This is a genomic window from Peloplasma aerotolerans, from assembly GCF_030012175.1.
Taxonomy (GTDB): Bacteria; Bacillota_I; Bacilli_A; order Acholeplasmatales; family Acholeplasmataceae; genus Peloplasma; species Peloplasma aerotolerans.
Genome location: NZ_JASCXW010000006.1, coordinates 31,582 through 52,696 on the forward strand (window position 1 = coordinate 31,582; position 21,115 = coordinate 52,696).

16 protein-coding genes are annotated in these 21,115 nt (G+C 33.5%); 7 read left to right on the top strand and 9 right to left on the bottom strand.

Going from position 1 to position 21,115, the window contains the following annotated elements; all coding sequences use genetic code 11:
• Positions 1-34: 34 nt before the first annotated feature.
• The 8 genes from QJ521_RS03145 to QJ521_RS03180 all read right to left on the bottom strand — a co-directional run bounded on the left by QJ521_RS03145 (position 35) and on the right by QJ521_RS03180 (position 10,426).
• Positions 35-2,857, bottom strand: a complete 2,823-nt coding sequence (locus QJ521_RS03145; protein WP_282838968.1) for a galactose-binding domain-containing protein — start codon at positions 2,855-2,857, stop codon at positions 35-37.
• 323 nt (positions 2,858-3,180) lie between these two features.
• Positions 3,181-3,561, bottom strand: a complete 381-nt coding sequence (locus QJ521_RS03150) for a hypothetical protein (protein ID WP_282838969.1) — start codon at positions 3,559-3,561, stop codon at positions 3,181-3,183.
• Positions 3,562-3,638: 77 nt separating this feature from the next.
• Complete coding sequence (locus QJ521_RS03155; protein ID WP_282838970.1) at positions 3,639-4,361, bottom strand: hypothetical protein; 723 nt, start codon at positions 4,359-4,361, stop codon at positions 3,639-3,641.
• 209 nt (positions 4,362-4,570) lie between these two features.
• Complete coding sequence (locus QJ521_RS03160; RefSeq protein WP_282838971.1) at positions 4,571-6,109, bottom strand: S41 family peptidase; 1,539 nt, start codon at positions 6,107-6,109, stop codon at positions 4,571-4,573.
• Between the two features lie 80 nt (positions 6,110-6,189).
• Positions 6,190-6,927, bottom strand: a complete 738-nt coding sequence (locus tag QJ521_RS03165; RefSeq protein ID WP_282838972.1) for a glucose 1-dehydrogenase — start codon at positions 6,925-6,927, stop codon at positions 6,190-6,192.
• A gap of 69 nt (positions 6,928-6,996) precedes the next feature.
• The gene (locus tag QJ521_RS03170; RefSeq protein ID WP_282838973.1) at positions 6,997-8,013 is read right to left on the bottom strand and encodes a hypothetical protein; all 1,017 of its coding nucleotides are present in this window, start codon (positions 8,011-8,013) and stop codon (positions 6,997-6,999) included.
• 17 nt (positions 8,014-8,030) lie between these two features.
• Positions 8,031-9,299: an acyl-CoA reductase gene (locus QJ521_RS03175; protein WP_282838974.1), complete on the bottom strand. Its 1,269-nt coding sequence runs from the start codon at positions 9,297-9,299 to the stop codon at positions 8,031-8,033.
• A complete protein-coding gene (locus tag QJ521_RS03180) occupies positions 9,296-10,426 on the bottom strand; it encodes a LuxE/PaaK family acyltransferase (RefSeq protein WP_282838975.1) in 1,131 nt (376 codons plus the stop codon). The genes QJ521_RS03175 and QJ521_RS03180 overlap by 4 nt, the downstream gene beginning before the upstream one ends.
• A gap of 379 nt (positions 10,427-10,805) precedes the next feature.
• On the opposite strand from QJ521_RS03180, the gene QJ521_RS03185 reads away from it, so the two are divergent.
• From QJ521_RS03185 to QJ521_RS03210, 6 genes are all read left to right on the top strand, one after another.
• Positions 10,806-11,267 carry an NADH-quinone oxidoreductase subunit NuoE family protein gene (locus QJ521_RS03185; RefSeq protein ID WP_282838976.1) on the top strand — a complete coding sequence of 154 codons (462 nt, stop codon included), beginning with the start codon at positions 10,806-10,808 and terminating at the stop codon, positions 11,265-11,267.
• Positions 11,260-12,528, top strand: a complete 1,269-nt coding sequence (locus QJ521_RS03190; protein WP_282838977.1) for a complex I 51 kDa subunit family protein — start codon at positions 11,260-11,262, stop codon at positions 12,526-12,528. The genes QJ521_RS03185 and QJ521_RS03190 overlap by 8 nt, the downstream gene beginning before the upstream one ends.
• A gap of 1 nt (position 12,529) precedes the next feature.
• Positions 12,530-14,251 (top strand): NADH-dependent [FeFe] hydrogenase, group A6, encoded by a 1,722-nt coding sequence (locus tag QJ521_RS03195; RefSeq protein ID WP_282838978.1) that lies wholly within the window; start codon positions 12,530-12,532, stop codon positions 14,249-14,251.
• A gap of 100 nt (positions 14,252-14,351) precedes the next feature.
• A complete protein-coding gene (locus tag QJ521_RS03200) occupies positions 14,352-15,665 on the top strand; it encodes an IS91 family transposase (RefSeq protein WP_282838979.1) in 1,314 nt (437 codons plus the stop codon).
• Positions 15,658-15,978, top strand: coding sequence for a hypothetical protein (locus QJ521_RS03205; RefSeq protein ID WP_282838980.1), 321 nt, complete (start codon positions 15,658-15,660; stop codon positions 15,976-15,978). The genes QJ521_RS03200 and QJ521_RS03205 overlap by 8 nt, the downstream gene beginning before the upstream one ends.
• 271 nt (positions 15,979-16,249) lie before the next feature.
• Positions 16,250-18,460 carry a glycoside hydrolase family 18 protein gene (locus QJ521_RS03210; protein ID WP_282838981.1) on the top strand — a complete coding sequence of 737 codons (2,211 nt, stop codon included), beginning with the start codon at positions 16,250-16,252 and terminating at the stop codon, positions 18,458-18,460.
• Positions 18,461-18,545: 85 nt separating this feature from the next.
• Here the strand turns inward: QJ521_RS03210 and QJ521_RS03215 are convergent, their stop codons facing one another.
• Complete coding sequence (locus tag QJ521_RS03215; RefSeq protein ID WP_282838982.1) at positions 18,546-19,208, bottom strand: hypothetical protein; 663 nt, start codon at positions 19,206-19,208, stop codon at positions 18,546-18,548.
• Between the two features lie 410 nt (positions 19,209-19,618).
• Here QJ521_RS03215 and QJ521_RS03220 point away from each other — a divergent pair, with 410 nt between their 5' ends.
• Positions 19,619-21,025, top strand: coding sequence for a hypothetical protein (locus QJ521_RS03220; protein WP_282838983.1), 1,407 nt, complete (start codon positions 19,619-19,621; stop codon positions 21,023-21,025).
• Positions 21,026-21,115 lie beyond the last annotated feature (90 nt).

Consider the following 21,115-nt stretch of genomic DNA (forward strand, 5'->3'; position numbering starts at 1 on the left):
TTTTAATGGCTACTATCAGCCTTTATTAAAACCTTTATTCGTAAATACTTATTTCTGAAAATTGTGCACCAAATCCACCTGGTGCGGTATTTGCTGTAACGATGAAGATGATTGAACGCATTTCCACTGAGTTAGGCAATGTGATGGATATCATATTACCTTCACTACTATCAAACAAGTAGTCCCTTGGTCCTTCAAATAAGTTTTGCCAATTTGTAGAATCAAAACTTGTTTCTGCACTAGTTGAATATTTAATCTCAATGGTTTGTGTACGAGGTGGCCAACTTGATAATGGTGGTAAGTGAAGATTAATAATGCGAACATCGCGTACTGCACCCATATCTACAATAATCCAACCTGGCCATAAGTTCTTTCTAGATTCAAAATATGTCATCACATCACCATCTGTTAATCTTTCGGGATTATAAACATCTTCATAAGGACTCGCGATAGGTGTTCTACCAAACGTTAATGAAGCTGGATAAAACTCAATATATCTTAAGAATGGACTGTTTGCATAGATTGCACCTTCATAATTATGGAATCTTAATTGAACTGCGATGTAGTCTCCTGGAGCTAAACGAATATCAACATAATTATTCTTAGATGGAGAAAACTCATAGTTTTCACCATTTAATCTTTTTGAGAACACTGGTAACCCTGTAGTTTGGCTAATCGTTGTTGCTGCGTAAACTGATATGTTTTGCGATTGGAAGTACATGGAATCCGTATCTCCATAAAGTCTAATGGAACCTACTTGATGTGCTTGATCAAACATGATGGATAATGCTATATAATCAGCTCTAGTTGCACTTGGCTCCCATGTATCAGCAATCCACATGGAGTCGTCATCTGTTAAAACATTCTCGACTTCAAATCCTGGAATATCGTAGTTAATGATTTGTGAACCTCCCCAGTCTTGTGTTGTTACACCATAAGTTGCACGCGCAGTAAAGTTACCTTCAATCTTTTGCCCTGCATAAGGTGGATCTACACGAGAAATTGAGAATTCAGGGATTTCAATTGCATCTTGAGATCTAGCTGGTATAACAACTTTATCAACAACATAGTAGTCACCTAGCTCTAGTTCATAATAATGATACACGTGTGCACCTGTAGGTGTGTTAGATGAAGTTACTTGAATGTTTGACACAAAGCTATTCGCGTTAATCTGTGATGCTGAAGTTATTGGAGCACCACGGAACTCAACATCAGAGAAATAAATGTTTTGAATATTTTTTTGTGCATCAAATCCATTCATTCTAATAACTAGATTTGATGTGTCTTCACCAATCTTTTTATCGTTTAACACTTTGATGTTTTCAAAGTATACATCTTTAATCGTTCCTCTAACAAACTGTGATTTAGACCAATCTGCATTATATGCAATGGTTAGATCAATAAAGAAATCATCATAAGTTTCTGTCCAAATATCACCAACTTGATAACTGTTTTCTATCGTAATATTTTTAAAGTGAATATCACTAATCGCTGCTTGATCAGCATTATGAATGCTCATCACAGCTTTATGGTAATTATGTAGAACTGTGATATCTTCAAAGACAACATGCTCAATTTTTTCACCATGTGTTTCATAACCAACTTCCATAGACTGTGCTAAATCAGTCCATAAAATATTGTTTGAGAATACGACATTATATGTTGACTTGTTATTCACGTTTTTAACAACGAGTGAGTCATCCCATGTTCTAATAAATGAGTTTCTAACGATGACATCCTCACAAGATTGAATGGAAACACCATCCCCGTTAGCTCTAGCAGTAACAATCTTGATATTATCAATAACGATGTTTTTAGATTCCTGTGCATGGATCACCCATCCAGCAGGATCCAAGAATGTAATACCTTCAATATATATGTTTTCACTTCTTTGTAGTTCTACGGGAATTGCACGTTGTGCAGCTTCTTCTCTAGGATAGATAGAACCTGAGATTATACCTCGTCCACGGATCGTTACATCTTGTAATTCGTACATATTAAACTGTCCATAAACAAGAGCTCCACCAGCTATGTAAACTGTTTGACCCGATTCAACTGGAATCGTATCTGTTTTCCAAACACCAGGGCCTATGTAAATAATGTCATCATCTAAAGCTGCTTGTTCTGCAGTAATTGGATGTTCTTCAATTGGATTTGCAAACAAGTGAATCGCTTCTTGGATAACTGAACCATTAGGTGTTGTTTGCGGTACTGGGTCATTTAACTGAATCGTATAGTTTGCTGGATATTCTAAGTCAAATTCAATGGTGTTACCTGTAATCGTTACTTCAATATCATAAGCTAACGGATGCACAGATGCTTTAGTAACGACATAATCATCTAAAATATTGATTTTAACATTGACTTTACCCAAAAAATCAAAGCTTGCTACAGATGTGTATGTGTTAGGCTTAATCCATGTAAAACTTCTGGCATGATTAACTAATGTCTCATGTACAAATAATGGAGATTCTTCTACTAAAATTTCATATCGATCAGATGATTGTAGAATATCTGGCATATCGTAGATGATTAACTCAGTAGATGTTTGCACACCAAACAAAACATTAATCGAAAAAGATGCAGTAGCATCTAAATATGAGATAACAACAGTTGATTGACCAACTGTTGATGTATTAAATTGAGTAACATCATAATCAGTGACAACTTCTTCTTGGTCACCAACTTTATATGTCACAACCATACCCTCTGGATCGAATGTTTGATTCAGATAATATGATGTCTTATATGTCCCTGAAATGATTAGTTCAGGTTCAGTTGTACTTTTACAACCCATTAACATGAATGCTCCAAGTATGACCAAAGTAGCTATCATAATTTTATTTATATATTTCATTTTCTCACCCTTTACTTTTATAGTCGACCTTATTATACATTAAGTTTTAGTAGAATGAAAGCGTTTTTCCAAAAAAAGTTAATCGGTTAACTAAATTAACAAAAATATGGTTTATTTTTTATGTTTTTTTAATTGATTGAGCTTTTTACGTTACAAAAGAACAAAAGTGAATAAATTCACTAGGGGCGATTCATAATCGCCATGTCACACGCGCGTGCGCGATATACATAATGTCACTACTATACTTCATGTATGATATAAATACAATTTCCTATTCAAAAGAAAAACTCGATTCAAGTATCGAGTCTTTGTTTTATCTAATATTATACTTTTTTAAGGGTTGCTACCTTACATTCAACTTTATGTTCAACATCATTAACCATTAAAGGTACTTCTACGATTTCTTCACCAATAGATATAACTTTTAAGGTATGTTTTCCAGTCTGCAAGACTTGGTCTACCTCTAAGGTATCTTTAGTTCTAAAAGTCAATGTTTCAAAATCTTTATCTAATATGCCATAAATCGGTAAATCGAGGTTGATAAAATTACTTGTAACTTTTTTGATTTTGATTGATGCTTTCTTAAAAGTCTGATAGACCTCAATAAGTTCTTTTGTATCCGCTGTATATTGTTTAACTTCATCAACTGCTTTATCAGCTTGTTTTTTTACATCTCTAAAGAATTTTTTGCTTTGATTTTTCATATTGTGTTTATCCTCCAATCTATATATGTATTATACACTTATTTAGAGTAAATAATCATTTTGTGTTATTCTTCATACTATTTTGTGCTTTTAATCTGATGTAGTTCTTTTATTGAATACCTGTGGTATATTTTTTGACTAATTAAGTAAAAGAGTGATGCTAAGAAAAAATAGATTGTCCATATGCCTATGAAATATATGATATATATAATAACAGCAATCCCAGGTAATGCTTCTTGCAACCCAATGATTGCCTTGCCTTCTAAAACAATATATATAAATAGGAATTCATTTTCAAATTGAATAATAAAACCCATACCAATTTGATAGATGACGACAAGCAGAGTCCAGATCATAATAAGTTTACGCGTAGATGCAGGCAGTAGTTCTAATTTCATTACAAGAAGACTACCCAAATAGAGTAATGAATGACTCACTAAAGCAACAAGTGTTGTTTCAAAACCATTTGTTGTCACCAAAAAATCAGAAATAAATGGAAAAACGATAAGATAACCGAAACCTGATAAAAAAGCAGCAAAAGTAACGAATGGTTTCAACGCTTTTATTGAAAATAGGAAGGTAAGACCAAAAAGGATATATGTAACAGCTGAAAACTCAACTGGTATTTTACTTAGATTACCAGATGCTATTTGTAATACATATTCTGTTGTTTTATAGATAACAAGGACTAAAGAAATGGTGATGATGATGCTTTTGATAATCATTGGTCTAGACTTGAGTAAGACAAATGCGAGAACATTGATGGATACTAACCATGTTAAAGCAAACCAAATGGACATGTTACACGCTTCTTCCTTTTATAGATCTTCGATAGAACAATTATATACTAGTTTTATTTATTTGTCAGTTAAAACAAATATTGACATATTGTTTTCTTTGCTGATAAGTCCTATTGACTAAATACCCAATTATTAAATAAACTATGATAACAAAAAGCGCATACGATAGCATACGCCATTTTCTTTACTAATATTCACTTATTTTATGTTTAATTAGATAATCTTATATACTCAATTAAATCAATTAAATCACTTGATTCTTGTGAAACCAGTGTGTAATCGACTGGTATACCATATTCAACATTATCACCTAAATGATTTGAAAAATGAAAGGCAAAAGGCACATAAAGGAGCATCCCACCAGGGGCGAAAAGTACATCAACATGACTTGATCCACCACTAGACTTTTCTCCAATAATTATTACATCTCCATAAGTTTTCGCATATAATGTAAAAATATTAGCAGCACTGTAAGTCAAAGCTGAGGTTTTGATATAAATGTCTTGATTAAGTCTGTTTATGTTTGATTCAAAATAATAACTGTGCATTCCTGATAAAGTATGATGTTTTAAAGTTGTGGGTATTATTCCATCAATAACATAGGGTAGCATATCCATCATCGCATACATATAACCACCTGGATTACACGTAAAATCGATAACGACATCTGTTGTCTGATTTCCAATATACAAATCCTTTTCATAGGCAAAAACTTCTGCTGTATAGGTATCAAATTCATTGACAATTAATAAAGTGATTGTTGAATTGAGTTGTCGAGATAAATTATTTTCACAATATGCCTCAAAAACCTCTTCTTGTTCTATGTTTAATTGTGTTCTACCTTTATATTGATAATCATCGTCATCAAAACTATAACTTCCACCATAGTAACCTTCGAATACAAGATGCATGTGCATATCATCAAAATCTTTAACTAAAAAATCTATAGTTTGATAAAACGAATTGTTATTTTCACTAAGTGTTTCCTTGAGTGGAGCAAATAGATTTCTATATTTATACGGTTCTGGTGAAAAATTCAAACCATAAAAATAATCATAGTAAAAACCTAAAAAATCTATGATGTGTTTTTGTAAGTCCTGTGGCATGGTTTGACTGATGTAACGTAGAGGAAAATCAACAAACTCAATATCTGCGTTAATTGCGAATAGTGCAACTCCATTAAAGTAGAGATTTGTTTGAAATCCGCTAAATAGTAAATTTGCAAGAACTAAAGGTAAATAGTATTCTTCTTGGTAAATAATTGGAGTAAGATTATAACCTCCTAAATCTAAAAGAACAGCGTCCGAAAACTGATGAGATTCAAGATTATAGTCTTCTGTTAGATAATAGTAATCAGGATAGATCAAATCTCCATCAAGAAAATATAAAAACTCGATATGGTTTAACTCAAGCATTTTGGTGTCTAATTCGTAATCCACTTTAAAATTTTTTTCAAGGTTAGGTTCGATATATGATATTGAAAAACCTTCAGTATCACTTTCATATACGTAGGATTCGATAGATAAGTAAGCTGGTAATAAATCTAATAGGGTTGTGATTTCAATAAAGGGAACTTCTTCTTGTTCGTCAAAATACAAAGGTATTTTTTTATTGTCTATCACTTCATTAATGTAATCGTAAAAATCCACATTGACTAGTTTGTTTTTGCGTGGTGGGTAAAGCATTGAGCAAGCTGCTAATGATATGACGATGGATATTGCGAAAATGAGGATAATTATTTTTTTCATAAGATATTTTTATATTCTGTTTGGAATTTTCACATGAAACTGAATATGTCGTCCTTTCTTTCATTTGTTTGATTTTGAAATTAAGCCAATCTACCACCATCAGTGATAAACTCACTACCAGTAGAAAAACTTGAATCATCACACGATAAAAATAAAATCATTTGAGCGACTTCTTCAGGTTCTCCACCGCGTCCAAGTGGTGTATCTTTCATCGCTTTTTCTTTATATTCATCACTAATGTGATCTAATGTCATTGGTGTATTGATAAATCCTGGATGGACTGAGTTGACTCTAATATTCTTGCTAGCGAAATCTAGTGCTGCACTTTTGGTCATCCCTCTAACTGCAAACTTAGATGCATTATATCCCATTAGACCTGCTTTACCTCTAAAGCCAGATGTCGAGGAGATGTTAACAATAGCTCCTCTACCCACTTTTTCCATGGAAGGATAAGTGACCATCATACCAAGATATACCCCAAACTGATTAATCATATATAACTTATGGAAATCTTCATCCGTATACTCTTCCAAGGACTTTTGGATAACGATACCTGCATTATTAATAAGAATACTCACAGGTCCAAAAAGCTTCTCAGTTTCTTTTAAGACGTGTTCCCAATCTTTTCTAATGGATACATCATGATGCATATAGATTGCTTTATCTCCTAAAGATTTTGCAAGTGCTTTCCCTTTATCATCTTGAACATCTGTTAAGACTACAAATGCTCCTTCTTTAATAAATAATTGTGCAGTCGCGGCACCTATGCCTTGTGCTGCACCTGTAATGATTGCTACTTTATGATCAAGTTTACCCATTATTCATCACTCCTTGTTTTATTACTATCATTATATCATGTTAACCATTTCGTAAAGTGGTCTAGAATCCTAAAATAAAGCTTTATCTCTATCTGTTTTTTCTTCTAAAATCAAATTAAAAGGTAATGTAATTTGATGATATAAAATATCAACACCTTGATTATTGATGATACCAATACCAGTCATTCTAAAATGAACATCCATTGTCTCACCTATTGCATCATGTGCTAAGTGTGATGCAATATCTCTTCTCAAAGCAAATAATGCCCTTTTAGACTCCATGCCTTGATATTCATGCTTCAAAAGTAATGATAGTCTTTCTTCAAATTTAACTTTCTTTTGATATGATCCCACTGCTACAAAGCAAAAGTATTCATCGCTTTGATCAATCACTACGATATCATCATTAAGCGCAACACTATCAGCTTTTTGTTCTTTCAATATTATACCATTTAATTGATCTTTAAAATCGATTGTTATTGAACTTTTCGTTTTCATTTTTTGAATAATTTCTAGTTCTCTTTCGAAAAGTGATTTGTTATAAGTCTCAAAATCGTCTATCCTAACATCTGGACACAATGGATCTATTGGTAGAGAAAACTGTAATGCTAAGCAAACTCCTTGTTTTGCTATCATGTCTAAATACATATCCCATAGATATTCTCTATTTTCCTTTTTACGATCATGCATAAGATGCACAAGTAGTCGTTGAATGAGCGTGATTTTTTGATAATTAGTTCCTTCATCAGATTTCTTTATTGATTCAACGATATGAACAAACCTATCATACGTTTGATCATCTAAATTGAACGTTTGTTTAATTGTAGAAAAACAACGTCCTACTTGATAGGGTCCATATTCAATCAATTCTAATGAATCTAAATCAACATCAACATCTCCCCATCCTTCTAAATCAGATTTGAATATTTTGATAATATCTTCTTTTTGATAGCATAATTCACCATTCGAAGTTCCTATAAGTACCGGTAATTCTTGGTTTTGATAAAGCTCTTCAACAAATACCTCTATCGCTTTTAAATCTCTACTTTTATATAAAGCTTTAATCTTTTTAAACTGTGTTTCCATGTTAATTGTCTCCTTTTTTAATCAATAAACTCAACGATTTTAGTATACTCCCTTAAAGCATAGGTGCCATCGTGTGTTTCACCTACATAAAACCTTGCCATGTCTTTAGGTTTTGTGATACGTATTAAACCTGCTTGTAACAATTTACCTGTTAAATCAAATACGTCATTTTGTCCACATAAAAGACCAGCAGTTTGTAAATGGTTTTTATGTGGTTTAACAACTTTGACAATCTCATTTCTATTTAGTCTTTTAACCCATACATTTCTAAATAGCATTGATAACTCAAGCTTTTGATCATCGCAAGCAATCACCGATACACCATCTTGATGGAATATAGTTTTATGAGATTGATGCGATTCTAGGTTTTCAAAATATAAGGTAATTGTATTTTTACCTCTCATACCAATCGATACTTGTTTATGTTCTTTACTCACTTTAAGAAAGATATCAAAAAATCTTTTAGCAAATAAATCTAACGCTTTACGATCATCGGTGTCAACAAAAATCCCTTGACATGATGAACATAAAAGTTGATTGGTTTCACAAATGTGATGCGCTAAACCTGCTAAATCTTCATCTTTGGCATCTGGTGTTGCATATGCGAAAGATAATTTGTGTCCCCAAGCAATAACTTTAGCATCTATTGGTGCCATTTGTCGTGCTGCTGATACTGCTGCATCACCACCCCAAACAACAATCCCATCTGACATACCTGCAAAAATCTTTAATGTTTCTATTTCAGTTGATGGGACATCAAAAACATAAATGAAATCTTTTAATTTCGGTTCAATATCAATAAGCTCTTTTAATAACTGAACTGATAAACCATTATCACCACTTGGTAGTTTTAAGATATTGATATTCCCTGCTAATAAACCTTCGACAACGCTATATGCAGGAAGCGCATCAACGTTTCCTGCAGCGATATGAAATAAAATCCCTAAAGGCATAATCTTTCTTTTGCTATCTTCGATATCACTTAAGTTTTGATAATCTTCGCCTAATTCAGTTTTTACCTTTTTTTCTAATGCATCTTTTTCAAACATTGAAATATAATGCTCAAATTGTTCAAATGGGATATCAAGTGTTGCAAGTGAAGGGAGAATGGTTTCGTTATAATCACCATTTCTTACCTTTTTAGCAATTTGATCACATGCTTCAATTACATCTTTTGCTTCTATTTTTTTCATTAGGGATAAGGTTTGATAACAATCTTCTTTTAATGATTGTATTAACTCTTTTTGTTTTGAATCATCATAAACTGTTCCTTGATATAAAATCATTTGTCTTCCCCCTTCGACATTAAAGCATCTGCTCCAGCTGCACATGTCACAATATCTTGTATACCAACACGACCGATGATTTCTAACCATGGTGATTTTTCTCCACATGGGCATGGTTCATCATGTAATATACATAAGTCGTCTGTCATCACAGATTGTAGCGCTGTAGCATCAACCATTGGTGTTAATAGATTTAATAACCCCATTTGACCATTAGGTATTTGCTCTAAAGTGTCAACATCACGAATTATAGCTCTTGCATAAACAGGAACATGGAAATGATGATGTCTACAGTCAACATATAGAATTGGATGTTCGACTGCACCAAAGAATTCAACACAATTTGTGCTTGGTACGCCTAGGACTTCTTCAACTAATTCATAAAAGACTTGTTTATCAACTGCTTCAGTATAAAACTGTTTCCATCCACCACCGACAGTCACTAATGATTTTTTAGGCAGTTTTAATTTAATTCCCTCAGCTTTCATCTCTTTTAATAAGAAATAGGTATACGCTGGAAACCCTAATGTTCTAACAGGAGTTTTTCCTTTAGATGCACTAATCAATGCTTGTTTAACTCGATCAAGATTGACTTCATAACCTTGTTTTGTCATTTCTATAGCATAAGTTCTTTTTCTAGCTGGTGCCATCCATGTAAAACCATATGCAGTTTTTGCAATCCCCATTTTATTCTTTTTGCTAGGTTGATATCCAAATATAATATATTTTGTCGGCCTTAGGCTCCATAACTTATGATATCTGCCTAAAGTGATCATCATCCATAGACCTCTTAACAGAGATCTAAAGTCAAGTCCAACTTGACTTCTAATACCTGTAGAAGTTCCAGAAGAGGTTGCTTTAACAAGCATTTTCTTCTTTGGCATTGAAAAGAGTTCGTGATGCTTATAATAAAGTGTTGGAATAAAAGGCATCTTTATTAAGTCATCCATTTTAGATATTTCATAAGGGTTGAATAGTGCTTGGTCATAGATCCTTTTGATATCTTGATTTTTTTCATATTGAAAAACAGCATTTTCTTTCATTGATTTTACAAACAATGTTTCTGTTTTTTCTAAGTGATAAGGTTTCTTATATTTGAATAATTTTCTCACATATCGCTTTTTCATTTTTCCCTCTAATATTGTAATGCATGCACACCGACCAATAAATGCATGTCCATGTCGATTTGTTCTCATATGATAATATGATTTCTTTATAATAATCAACTACATATGTACAACACAAATCATTCTAAATCGTTTTTTTCTTTTATTACATTCTATCATGATTTTTATCATAATTATAATTATTGTTAGACGAAATCAAGTTAAAGAAAACATGTGATACTACGCTTCAATATGAGTATCTATTAAATAACATTTTATTTTTTTTCCTATTCATGTATAATATGAGTATAAATAAACGGTAACTCAACTTTATAACACTATCAATCCCATGAACAGGCTAGTCCTGAAATCATAAAACTACAGAAGGGAGACTTTTATTGTGTTAGAAAAAGTTTTGAATACCTACCCTAGGAATCCAGAATATCTAATCGAAATACTTCTGGATTTACAAAAAAGAAACTTGAATCACACATTTTCTGACGAAGAACTATCAGCTGTTGCGGATTATCTAAACATTCCACCGTCGAGAGTATCTAGCGTTATTTCCTTTTATTCCTTTTTTTCCATGAAACCTAAGGGAAAATATGTAGTTCAAGTATGTAAAGATGTTCCATGTTATTTGAACGATTCGTTCAATCTTTTTGATTTGCTTAAAAAAGAACTTGGAATTGATTTGGGTGAAACCTCAGAGGATGAGCGTTTCACATTAGAAACATCTAGTTGTTTGGGTTGTTGTGATATGTCACCTGTTATGCGTATTAACAACAAAGTTTATGGCAATCTTACAGCGAACAAAGTAAAAATTATATTATCTGAACTCAATGGTGACAATCATGATTGAGCAAAGACTAATAACCAGTAGAATCGGAAAAATAGATCCGTTTCTCATTGAAAATGTTTTGGACCTTAATGGTTATGAGATGTTTAAAAAAGCTTTAAAGATGGACCGTCTAGATATTATAGATGAGATTGAAAAATCAAAGCTTCGTGGTCGTGGTGGAGCTGGTTTTCCTGTATCTATCAAACTGATTGCTCTTGCTAAAGAAAAAGACTTCCTAAAATACCTCATCTGCAATGCTGATGAGGGAGAGCCTGGAAACTTCAAAGACCGGTACTTGATGGAGAACGATCCTCATCAAATACTTGAAGGTATGCTAATAGCTGCCTATGCAACACATGCAACTAAAGGATATATTTATATTCGTGGTGAATTTGATCACGCTATATCAATAATGAAAAATGCATTAAAAGAAATGAAATCTCATCATCTTCTAGGTGATAATATTTTAGATACTAAGTTTTCTTTTGATATTGAAATACGATCTGGTGCAGGTTCTTATGTCTGTGGCGAAGAATTTGCTCTTCTAGAATCTATTGAAGGTAAAGCGGGACGTACACGCGTTAAACCACCTTTCCCTACATCTAAAGGACTTTTTGATAAACCAACACTAATTAATAATGTAGAGACATTCGCCACAATACCTGTTATTTTAAAAATAGGAGGACAAGCATATTCAGAAATAGGAACTCCTTCTTCTACAGGCACTAAATTAATCAGTTTATCTGGGAATATAAAAAACAAAGGTGTATTTGAAATTCCATTTGGTATTTCAATACGGGATGTTATCAAAAAACTTGGTGGTGGTGTTCCAGGAAACCGCAAAATCAAAATGGTTCAATTGGGTGGTGCTTGTGGTCCGATGATTCCTGAATATATGCTAGATATGATTATCGATTTCGAAAGATTTGAAGAGTTCGAGTCGAAAACTGGTGCAGGAGCTATTATCGTCATTGATGATCGTTTTGACATGTTTGATCTTTTGGTTCGTATATCTGAATTTTTTGCTCATGAATCATGTGGTAAATGCACACCATGTCGAGAAGGAAATTTTCAATTAATTAATACCCTTAAGAAATTTCAAAACAAAGAAGCAACAGAAAAAGATTTGGTCAGTTTGGAATCACAAGCACGTGTAATGCACCAAACATCTTTATGCGGATTGGGACAAACAGCACCTACAGCCATCATCTCAACACTTCACTTTTTTAGATGGGAATACATCAATCGAATTGAGCATTCCTTAACTAAGGAGGTCTCATAATATGCCGAATTTGAAAATAAACAATGTTAACATTAGTGTATCAGAGGGCTCAACTATACTTAATGCAGCAAAACAAAACAACATCAACATCCCTACATTATGTTATTACCCTGATTTAAATATCAAAAGTGATTGTAGAATTTGTGTCGTTGAGATTGTTGGTCAAAAAGGGTTAGTCACTTCTTGCTCAACAGTTGTCAAAGAAGGTATGCAAATTCTAACAAACTCTCCTAGAGCACTCAATGCAAGAAAAACAATTACAGAACTTATCCTAGCAAATCATGATGCAAACTGTACATCTTGTGTTAGAAATATGAAATGTGAGCTGCAAAAATTAGCCAATACGCTTGGTATCGATCACAATCGATTCCCCTCAGTATTAGAAAAACTTCCAATTGATGACTCCAACCCTTCTATTGTTAGGGATCCAAATCGTTGTATAAAGTGTGGTCGTTGTATTGATGTCTGCAAAACCGTTCAAGGTATTAGTGTGCTTGATACAATGGGGCGTGGTCATGACATGCAAGTAACAACTGCATATCATAAATTGTTGTCTGATGTCGTTTGTACATATTGCGGGCAATGTGCGGCTGTTTGTCCTGTTGGGGCAATCCATGAAAAAGACGATACTGATCGTGTTTGGAGTGCCATTCATGATACGAATAAACATGTCATTGTTCAAGTTGCCCCTGCAATACGTGTTTCATTAGGTGAGGAACTCAATTTAAGTTTCGGGAGTATCGTGACTGGCAAACTGATTGCTGCACTTAAAATGCTTGGTTTTACCAAGGTTTTTGATACGAATTTCACAGCTGATTTGACGATTATTGAAGAAGGACACGAACTCATCGATAGAATCAAAAAAGGTGATACTCTTCCTATGTTCACTTCATGTTGCCCTGGATGGATTAATTATGTTGAACAAAAACATCCAGACATGTTCAAACATCTGTCTACATGTAAATCACCTCAACAGATGTTTGGAGCTTTAGCAAAAAGTTATTATTCTCAACGTGAAAATATTAAGCCTGAAGACATATATGTTGTATCCATTATGCCCTGTACTGCCAAAAAATACGAGGCACAACGCACAGAGATGTCGGTCAATGGAATAGATCCTGATGTTGATGCGGTTTTAACAACAAGAGAACTTGCTAAAATGATTAAACAAATGGGTATTGACTTCAACAGTCTAAGAGAAATGCGCTTTGATAAACCAGATGAAGTTACTAGTGGTGCTGCTGCTATCTTTGGAGCGACTGGAGGTGTAATGGAAGCTGCACTTAGAACAGTTATAGAAATACTTGATGAAAAACCTCTTGATTCCATTGAATTTGATAAAGTCCGAGGTATGGGCGGTATTAAAGAAGCTGGGGTCACAATCAAAGGTGAAACCATCAAAGTGGCTGTTGCTCAAACGCTTTCTAACGCTGAAATACTTATTCAACAAGTCAAAGCTGGAACATCACCTTATACATTTATTGAAATTATGGCATGTCCTGGAGGATGTGTTGGTGGTGGTGGACAACCTTATGGTACGACACATCAAGTGAGTATTGAACGTATTCATGCAATCTATCAAGTTGATCGATTGACCTCTATTCGAAAGTCTCACGACAACGCTGCTGTTTCAAATCTATATGAACATTACTTAGGTGCACCTCATAGTGAAAAAGCACATCATTTGTTACACACGCATTATACAAATCGTAAAATACTATAAATTTATTAAATGAACAAAAGTGAATAAATTCACTAGGGGCGATTAAAATCGCCTTTTCCTTTTTAATATCACGCTGTATAATAGATTTATGGAACCTATAGTGATTAAGTATAAGTTTAAAGATCAATTAGAACTTGCTGCTAAGCATGGTGAGCATGTCTTTAACAATGAACTTGCTAAACTATCTAATCTAAAAGTATATAGAGATGATTCTGCTTCCATTCAATCTATATTTGCCACCTACTGGGATTCATTTAAACTTCATTTTGAAGATAAACTACGTCCCTCAATTATCGAAAATGTTGAAAAGATGATTCATTGTCGTGATTTTAAGTATGGCTACTTCTTTTATGAATGCCCAACTTGTGATAACTTTCATATTCAAGGCCTATCTTGTCATTCAAGATTTTGTCCTTCTTGTAATCAAAAATATCGAGAAGAGAGAACACTTGCTATTGAATCCAAATTACTTAAGTGTCCTCATAGACATTTTGTTTTTTCAATTGCTCAAGAGATGCGTAAATATTTTTGGCTTTATAGAGACTTATTTGATATCTTATTTCAAACCGTAAATGAAGTCCTTCATAAAGCTGTTAAGAAAACGAAAGCTGACCTTCAATTAGATAGAAAACTTGGGATTATTTGTTTTCTTCATACCTATGGCAGAGATATGAAGACTAATCCTCATATCCATGCTTTGGTTGCTGAACGCTTTATTGATGCTAACGGTCGTATATCTAACATGTCTTTCTTTCCCTTTGAGCGGCTTCGTAAGTTTTGGCAATATAGACTCTTAAATAACATCTCAGCTTATTTAAAAATCCATGCGACAAAATCTATCTATAACGAGTTTAATCGCTTAAGAAGTTATCTCATTCATAAGTACAAAAAAGGATTTTATGCTTATGGACCTCAATTAAAAAGAAAGTCTAGTTTGTCTACCGCCAAAAAGATTGCTAGATACATCGCTAGATATGCTTCTCATCCAGCCATCGCTGAATCTAGAATTGATGACTTTGATGATATCAATCACCAGGTCACTTGGCACTTTGATCCCCATGAAGATGATAAAGTTTTCGATAAAAATCATAAACGAGGCACACAAATTATCAAGGATCACGTCTTTAAATTTATGGCGCGTCTCATTAAACACATTCCTGATAAAGGATTTCATCTGATTCGTTATTACGGCTTTTATTCAAATCGGACAAAAAGAAAAATTGCGTCTGAGTTAAAGTTAATTAACCCTAATTCTATTGCTTATCTTAAACGTCAACTCCACTTTCGAGCTTTGATACTTAAGACTTATCACTATGATGTCTTTAAATGTCAATGTGGCTCTACTATGGTTTTAAATCTTCATGCTTCATATCTACCAAATCACAGAAAAGAGAGGTTATTTAGTGATGCCTAAACTATTTAAAACAACATCTGCGAATATGTCTTTTGTTCAAAAAAAGAATTTGTATGATGAATATAAATCAGCTGTTAAGCAAGGATTCATTGCTGGTCCTGCTGTTTCATTTAATGAATTTATATCGACACCTAATTTTGATATGATGGTTGATATGAAATGTCTTCATTGTGGCTATGCACTTAGAGTTAATTTTTCTGGTTACGCTCACTTTATGGATACCGAAGGTGCTGCATTTCCTATTGATGTTTGTAGTCATTGTGGTAAGTTGCAGTTTGTACCTTTAGATATTTATAATAAACTTATTGATTAGTTTTTTTGATTTGTTTTACAGACTCATTTAAGATGAGTTTTTTCTGTTTGTTCTTTTTTTATTATCAATTAGAATTTCCTAGTTAAAGAAAAAGACGCATAAAAGAAATGCGTTTTTTTTGTTGGGTAAATATAATCTCAACAGTTGAAATTTATTGTCTAAATCCGTAAAAACGTCTATTTTCATTCATGTTTTTTTCGATTTCATGCATTAACTATGAATACATAGTATACTATAAATGAATAAAACAACATTTAAGGATTGGTAAAACATGAACAAACTAACAACTTTTTTTGTCATCATACTTATAACTCTATTTTTAGCATCTTGTGATAATACCCCAGGAGAAAACATTGAAATATCTTTAGTTGAGATATCTGTTGATTTGGATACATTAGAAATCTCGACTACTCAAAGAGGTTACGACGTTGATTTAATTGAAAAAGAGCAAAACTATCAACTTGTACTTATAACAAAATCAAGATATGTTTTTGCTTCTAATATATCGATTGTTATCAATGGTATATTAATGGATGTCTCAAGTGGTTCTTTTAATCCCTCTAAAATCATTTATACCTTTTTAGATATTGAAAGTATTAATCCGGATGCACAAAGAGAAATCCCAGTCTTTTATGATTTAAATGGTGGATATTTTACTCGTTCATATTTTGGTGAACATGAGCATGATCAAACTCTAAAAATCACTTCATATGGGGATATTGTCGGTCAATCATTTACTTTCTTTGATACTTCAAATACGGCATTAAGATGGTTTTACAAATTATTCGTCATTTATAATGAAACATTTGATGCATATGAGGTTGTCTATAGAGATCCAGCAACAGCTGGTATTGTAGATTTAGATTTACCCGATTATGAATATGTCTTAGCTGTGCATGCACAGACACAAGATGATAAAGCACGAAATAATATCATTAATTACACACAAGACCCAAATTCAAGAATGTTTGTTTTATTTGATCAAGACATATCACAATATACATCAGGAGATATGACAGTGTATTTTTATTCTGAAGATAAATTTTCTGGAAAATTAGAAACACTTGAAAAAGAGTCTTTTGAACTCCCAATTCCTGTTCGTGAAGATTTCAAGTTTCTCGGATGGGAAAGTGAATCATCTATTGTTGCTACTTTTCCTGGATACACAAATGGACAAAATGTAAAGACTGTAACATACACTGCCTTATGGGGAGGTGCAACATTGCAAGAATTATATGATTACATAGACCTAGCAATACCAGAACATGCGATGGACAATATATCTTTACCTACGAAATATAGTGGATACACCATTGAATGGTCATCAAGTGATGAAGACATTTTGAGTGATACAGGGCTATACAAGCGTCCATATGTGGGAACTACTGTTGTTTTAACTGCACTGATAACCCTCGGTGATGAAACATTTACTAAATCTTATGATATTCAAGCAGAAGGTTATAAATCATTAGACGCTCCAATAGCATCAAGTTATATCTATAGAAACTATCATACAGTTAACAATGAATTTTTTGAGACATTAGATATTATTAATACTGCATTTATCATCGCACAATCGGATGGTTCACTCATTGGTAACCATTATCTAGCTAATGTTGCACAATACATTATGCCTCAAGCAAGAAATCATGGGAATTGGGTTTTAATGAGTGTTGCTCCCGAATCTTCATGGTCAACAATTGCTGCCAACACCACATTAGTCAATACATTTGCAGATCATATCGTTGACATGATTAATACTCATGGGTTCGATGGTGTTGATATCGATTGGGAAACACCAACAAGCTCAGAACGTACAAGATATACAAACTTAATGCGCATTGTTTATGAAAAAGTAAAAGCCAACAATCCAAATCATCTTGTAACAACTGCTATCACTGGAGGTCAATGGCAACCCCCGCAGTATGACCTATTAAATTCTGGACAATATATCGATTACATCAATGTTATGACTTATGGTATGTCTTCAGGTAATGGGCAATATCAAAATCCATTATATCCAAGCTCTTCATTTGACTATCCATCGTTTAGTGCAGGTAGAACCTTATCTAGTGCTTCTATTTCAGAAAGTGTTAATATCTTTACAAACACCTTCAATATTCCAAAGAGTAAATTAATCTTTGGTTTAGCATTCTACGGTATTCGACAAGAAAGATCATTTAATACTTCAACGCAAACATGGAACTCATGGTCAAATGCAGGATCTGTGCACTATACTGAAATAATCAACTCATTTTTAAACAATAATGATTATATTAAAAGGTATGACGCTAATGCTGGTGTTCCTTATATGGTTAAAACAGATGGCACAGTATTTGTTTCATATGATAATCCTAGATCAATAGCTGAAAAGAGTGCTTATATTATCGATCAGGATTTAGGTGGTTTGATGTTTTGGGAACACGGTACTGATACCTCTGGAACTTTATTAAATGCTTTACGCTTAGGATTAAATAAATAGTGAGAACTATTCATAAGTAAGAAAGAAAAAAAGCTCACAATTGTGTGGGCTTTTTGATTTCATCATGTATTATCAAATGATTTGATTAGACTTCTCCGTATGGATATTTTAGCAAAGTTCCAAAACCTTCTTTAGTAGCGCAATTATCCCAGATTTCTTCTATTCTAAAAACGTATGCAGGATATTTTAACCAGCGACTCATATCAGGTCTATGATAAACATCATGTTGAGCATTAATAAACTGTTGATAAATTTCTCTCTTACCAGAAGTGTTTTCATCATGAATTTCCATTTTTCCTCTTAACTCATAAGAAACGATCGGTGGTTGGTAATAAATCAGTGTTGCTTCTGAATTATCTGAATAATTCTCATAACTGTGTTTTTTTGCCATTTCTAAACTAACCACACGTGTAAAATCAATTTTATGGTGTGCTTCTGGCGAATATAGTTGTTCAACCAACAACTTTAAACCTCTCTTGCTGTATGCAGCATCATCTCCATCATAGCTCTTGATGTGTTCAATGTATGCAGCCAATGTTTCTTCCAAATACTCAGGCTTCGGAATAAAACCAACACCTTTGATGCTCGCATTCAATCCCGCTGGTCCATTAGATACCAAAGCTGGGTTGTGCGAACAAAAACTCAAAAACACTTTTTCTTTCGACATTTCTTCGCCTTCATACAATTTTGTTACTGTATTTGCTCTTGTTTTAAATGCCCAATTAAAGAAACTTTCTGCAGATTTCATGAATAAATCCTCCATATTTAAATTTTTATGATTCCATTTGCAACAGACATGACACTTTGTCATAATTGTAGCACATAACATTTAATCTGTCAAATATTCCTTAAATTTGTTTTGCATAAAATAAATATATTTTATGGAAATATCATATTCAACGTCATTCCAAAACCTATCTATATAAGATTATTTATGAATTAAAGCATTTTATTAAATCTTTTGTTGACATGACAAAGTGTCATTGTTATAATATAGACAAAGATATAGTTATGCGATACCCAACCTATCAAACATTTTATGAACAAATACAACGCTGATATCCTTGTAGTAGTAAACCTAAACCAGGTTTTACATGGCATTGAAAATAAAGAATCACTTCACTGTCATTTGATAAATAAAAGAGGAGATTATAAAAAATGAGAAAATTAATGAAGCTTTCAAGCCTTTGGTTAATTATTTTTGTCGTAGGTTTTGGATTGTTTGCTTGTGTTGATGATCAACCAACAGATCCAAATGAAACCCCAGTTGAAACTCCGGTTGAAACACCGGTTGATACCCCTGTCGATACACCAGATGCACATATACTAGCTGGTGAGTATGAAATTGATATCAGTAACTTTGGTATGCCTTTAATATTTTTCATGCGTATCAATAATGACGGCACCTTTATTCTTGCTCCAAATAGAAACTTCTTAGCTGCAGATAGCCGTGGTACAGGCCAATTAGCATCTAGCGGTGGCACCTACATGATGATTTATGAAGGTCACACACCAGATACCCCTAAGACTGCTACATTTACGCTACTCGGAAGCAACCTCGTATTTCAATCTACTTTGCCATATGGTTCCAGTAATATAGCATTCTCTGCTGAAGATCCAGATGATCCACAAATCACATACACTCTAACAGCAAACATACTAGTTCACGATGCATACTACGGATTATATGCGGGTTCTCACACCGTTCAAGCTATGGGTAGTTCAGTAACCTATAACTATACTGTATCTTTAGGAGCTGGTCTTAAGTACTCGTTTGTCAGCCATTACTCAATGGGTGAGACAGTCTATTCACATAACGAAACAGGAACTTGGAATATTTCTGGACAAACATTTACATTAACTCCTGATGGAGAAGATGAAATAGCTGGAACAATCGTTGACGGTGTCATTTCAACTTCTATTAAAGCGTCACATATGGCTTCATCGAGAACTGAAACTACATTAACTTATGCAACACATGCCGCATATGCTGGAAACTTCCTTGGTAAGAAAGTATCCTTTATGTATACAGCAAATGTTAGTTTAGAACTTGACATGTTTGGTGGTTATACTTACACATCAGATGTTGGACAACCAGAATCATATGTTGAAACAGGACAATATGAAATGTCTGGAACAACACTGACACTTACTCCTGATGAAGGTGATGCATACACTGCAACACTTCAAAACCATGTATTAACAGGTAATTTCAGAGTTATCGGTGGTATGCCAGGTACAGATCTCACTTTCTATAATGCCAAAATCCAAGGAACTTTTGTTGGTAGTGCTACTCATGAAGAAATTGAATACACCACAACATTAATTCTTAAAGCTGATGGAACTTACGATCTAACTATCGTTGATGATGAAGACGAAGTGGTTGTCGAAGCTACCGGAGCATTCGTTATTATGAAGACGATGATGATTATGGTTATCCTAGATGATGTAACACCTCAACCTAGTATTGCATTAGCATCAGATGGACTTAATTTTAGTATGCTACTTCCAGGCATGGACGAAGGCGGTAGTATGGGTGGTTTAGGATTCTTCTTATCTAAATAAAAGATATTATACATTTTTATCAGTTATTGCATAAAGCGGCAAAGCCATGATCGATGGTTCAAGGTTTTGCCGCATCCTATTTTGAAGAAA